The following is a 3340-nucleotide window of genomic DNA, read 5'->3' as shown; positions in this document are numbered from 1 at the left end:
AAAGAAAAACCCGGCAACGTGCTATGTTCGCAGGGGCAGGCCCAACTATTTTCGCCGCGGGAGTGCTTAACTTCTGTGTTCGGGATGGGAACAGGTGGATCCACTCCGCTATCGTCACCGGATCTTCTGAAGGATCGCTCCCTCAAAACCGGACAACGCTCCGAAAGTTTCCTCTGATTAAGCCCTCGGCCTATTAGTACCGGTCAACTCCGCGCATCGCTGCGCTTCCATCCCCGGCCTATCAACCTTATCGTCTTTAAGGGGCCTTACTGATTGGGAGATCTCATCTTGGAGTAGGTTTCGTGCTTAGATGCTTTCAGCGCTTATCCTTTCCCTGCTTAGCTACCCGGCCGTGCTCCTGGCGGAACAACCGGTACACCAGCGGCAGGTCCATCCCGGTCCTCTCGTACTAAGGACAGCTCTCCTCAGATCTCCAACGCCCACAACAGATAGGGACCGAACTGTCTCACGACGTTCTGAACCCAGCTCGCGTACCGCTTTAATGGGCGGACAGCCCAACCCTTGGAACCGAATCCAGCTCCAGGATGCGATGAGCCGACATCGAGGTGCCAAACCTCGCCGTCGATGTGAACTCTTGGGCGAGATCAGCCTGTTATCCCCAGGGTAGCTTTTATCCGTTGAGCGACGGCCCTTCCATTCGGCACCGCCGGATCACTAATCCCGACTTTCGTCCCTGTTCGGCTTGTCGGCCTCACAGTCAAGCACGCTTCTGCATTTGCACTCCGCGATTGGTTTCCATCCAATCTGAGCGTACCTTTGGGCGCCTCCGTTACTCTTTGGGAGGCGACCGCCCCAGTCAAACTGCCTGCCTGACACGGTCCCCGGCCATGTTTCAATCGCCTGGGTTAGAATCCCGGCCGCACAAGAGTGGTATCCCACCGGCGGCTCCTCGTACACTGGCGTGCACGTCTCTTCGCCTCCCACCTATCCTGTACATGTACGACCAAGATTCAATATCAAGCTGCAGTAAAGCTCCATGGGGTCTTTCCGTCTAGTTGCGGGTAACCTGCATTTTCACAGGTACTAAGATTTCACCGAGTCTGCTGCCGAGACAGCGCCCAAATCGTTACACCTTTCGTGCGGGTCAGAACTTACCTGACAAGGAATTTCGCTACCTTAGGACCGTTATAGTTACGGCCGCCGTTCACTGGGGCTTCGGCTCACTGCTTCATCCGTAGATTGACAGATCCTCTTAACCTTCCAGCACCGGGCAGGTGTCACCCCCTATACTTCGCCTTGCGGCTTCGCAGAGAGCTATGTTTTAGTTAAACAGTCGCTTGGGCCTTTTCACTGCGGCTCTCTCGAGCGCTCCTTCTTGCTAACGTACGGAGCCATTTTGCCGAGTTCCTTGGCAACAGTTCTCTCGCTCACCTTGGGATCCTCTCCCCGCCTACCTGTGTCGGTTTTGGTACGGGCCGTATCTGCATTGCTAGAAGCTTTTCTCGGAAGCCGGCCTCGGATGCTTCGCTACTCGCCGCAGCTTTCGCTTCCCTCTCGCGTCCTGTCTTCCGTGACCGGATTTGCCTGGTCACCGACTGCTCCGCTTCGCCCTAAATCCGTTCATAGGGTCATCTTAGCCGTCTCCGTCACTCCGTCGCTCCAGATACGGGTACAGGAATTTCTGCCTGTTTCCCATCCGCTACGCCCTTCGGCCTCGCGTTAGGTCCCGACTTACCCAGGGAGGACGAACCTTCCCCTGGAATCCTTAGGCTTTCGGTGTGCAGGATTCTTACCTGCATCTCGCTACTCACACCGGCATTCTCACTTCCATGCGGTCCACCGCTCCTCTCGGTACGGCTTCTTCCTGCATGCAACGCTCCCCTACCACTTGCCTTCCGGCAAATCCGCAGCTTCGGTATCAGGCTTAGCCCCGGTACATTTTCGGCGCAGGGGCACTCGACTAGTGAGCTGTTACGCACTCTTTGAAGGATGGCTGCTTCTGAGCCAACCTCCTAGTTGTCTGGGCATCCCCACTTCCTTTTCCACTTGGCCTGAATTTTGGGACCTTAGCTGGCGGTCCGGGCTGTTTCCCTCTTGACCACGGACTTTATCACTCATGGTCTGACTGCCTTCCGGACGTACGGCATTCGGAGTTTGATTGGGTTCAGTACCCCTGGATGGGGCCATCACACATTCAGTGCTCTACCTCCGCACGTCCTCTTTCTGACGCTAGCCCTAAAGCTATTTCGGGGAGAACCAGCTATCTCCGGGTTCGATTGGAATTTCTCCCCTAGCCACAAGTCATCCGCCAGCTTTTCAACGATGGTCGGTTCGGTCCTCCATTGAGTTTCACCTCAACTTCAACCTGCTCATGGCTAGATCACCCCGGTTTCGGGTCTGCAGCCTGCTACTTTCGCCCTCTTAAGACTCGCTTTCGCTCCGGCTCCGCATTTTCCTGCTTAACCTCGCATCAGACCGCAACTCGCCGGTTCATTCTACAAAAGGCACGCCATCACCCTTCAACGGGCTCTGACTTCTTGTAGGCATACGGTTTCAGGTTCTCTTTCACTCCGCTCCCGCGGTTCTTTTCACCTTTCCCTCACGGTACTTGTTCACTATCGCTCACTCGTCTATATTTAGCCTTGGCGGATGGTCCCGCCTGCTTCCGACAAGATTCCTCGTGTCTCGCCGTACTCTGGATCCTGCTAGGTCCGGCTCGCATTTCGTCTACGGGGCTTTCACCCTCTCCGGCGGCGCTTCCGTTCGCCTTCGACTATGTTCGCCTTCCCATCCCGCAGTCCGCAACCCCGTCCCTAAGGACGGTTTGGGCTTCTCCCCGTTCGCTCGCCGCTACTTGGGGAATCACTTTTGTTTTCTCTTCCTCCGGGTACTTAGATGTTTCAGTTCTCCGGGTACCTCCCGCGACGACTATGTGTTCATCGTCCGGTGACAGGTCTCCGACCTGCCGGGTTCCCCCATTCGGATATCGCCGCATCTTCGCCTCCTAACGGCTCCGCGGCGCTTTTCGCAGTTTGGCACGTCCTTCTTCAGTAACGAGTGGCCAGGCATCCGCCGTACGCCCTTCCTTGCTTAATCAGTGGTTCTCTGTTTTCTCGAGATGTTTCTTCAGAACTGTTCTATTCACTACTTCTGTTCTCAGTGTTATCTTAACTTCAACTTTTCGTTATAGACCTTTCTGTTGTCTTTCGTTTCGTTATCCGGTTTTCAAAGATCGATCCTGAGGGAACGCTCCCTCAAAACCAAATAGATATCCTCCCCATCACGTCTCAAGTACACTCTTTCTCCTTAGAAAGGAGGTGATCCATCCCCACGTTCCCGTAGGGATACCTTGTTACGACTTAACCCCAGTCATCGGTCC

3 rRNA genes are annotated in these 3340 nt (G+C 55.1%); all 3 read right to left on the bottom strand.

What is annotated here, in order from left to right:
* Window positions 1-8: 8 nt before the first annotated feature.
* Window positions 9-122: ribosomal RNA gene (gene rrf / locus HNQ47_RS09980) — 5S ribosomal RNA — on the bottom strand.
* Between the two features lie 51 nt (window positions 123-173).
* Window positions 174-3057 (bottom strand): 23S ribosomal RNA (locus tag HNQ47_RS09975).
* Between the two features lie 214 nt (window positions 3058-3271).
* A 16S ribosomal RNA gene (locus HNQ47_RS09970) occupies window positions 3272-3340 on the bottom strand; the annotation flags it as partial.

Origin of the sequence: Catenisphaera adipataccumulans, from assembly GCF_014202755.1 — a bacterium.
Classification (GTDB): domain Bacteria; phylum Bacillota_I; class Bacilli_A; order Erysipelotrichales; family Erysipelotrichaceae; genus Catenisphaera; species Catenisphaera adipataccumulans.
This window is presented reverse-complemented; position numbering and strand designations above follow the sequence as displayed.